At 72.1% G+C, this 377-nt stretch carries 1 protein-coding gene; it reads left to right on the forward strand.

What is annotated here, in order from left to right; genetic code table 11:
• Nucleotides 1–15: 15 nt before the first annotated feature.
• A partial coding sequence (locus Q1A09_RS22535) for a DUF222 domain-containing protein (protein ID WP_366139824.1) occupies nt 16–377 on the forward strand: 362 nt, incomplete at its 3' end.

Consider the following 377-nt stretch of genomic DNA (forward strand, 5'->3'; position numbering starts at 1 on the left):
TGCGGCGGTCTGCCGATGCTGCGGACGGTCAAGCCGCACGTGGTCGTCGGCATCGACCTCGATGACCTGGTCGACCCCGCCACCGGCGCTGGTGCGGCGGACACCGGCTTCGGGGCCACGATCTCCGCCGCGCGGGCCCGCTACCTGGCCTGCGACGGGAGCATCTCCCGGATCGTGATGGGCCCCGATGGCACGCCGCTGGACCTGGGCCGGGACCACCGGGTGGTCACCCCCGGCCTGCGCAGGGCCGTCGAACGGCGGGACAAGTCGTGCGTGTTCACCGGCTGCGGGGCACCGACCTGGTGGTGCGAGGTGCACCACCTGATCCACTGGCTGCACGACGGCGAGACCAACCTGGAGAACTCAGCCCTGCTCTG

Source organism: uncultured Modestobacter sp., assembly GCF_947486615.1.
Classification (GTDB): Bacteria; Actinomycetota; Actinomycetes; order Mycobacteriales; family Geodermatophilaceae; genus Modestobacter.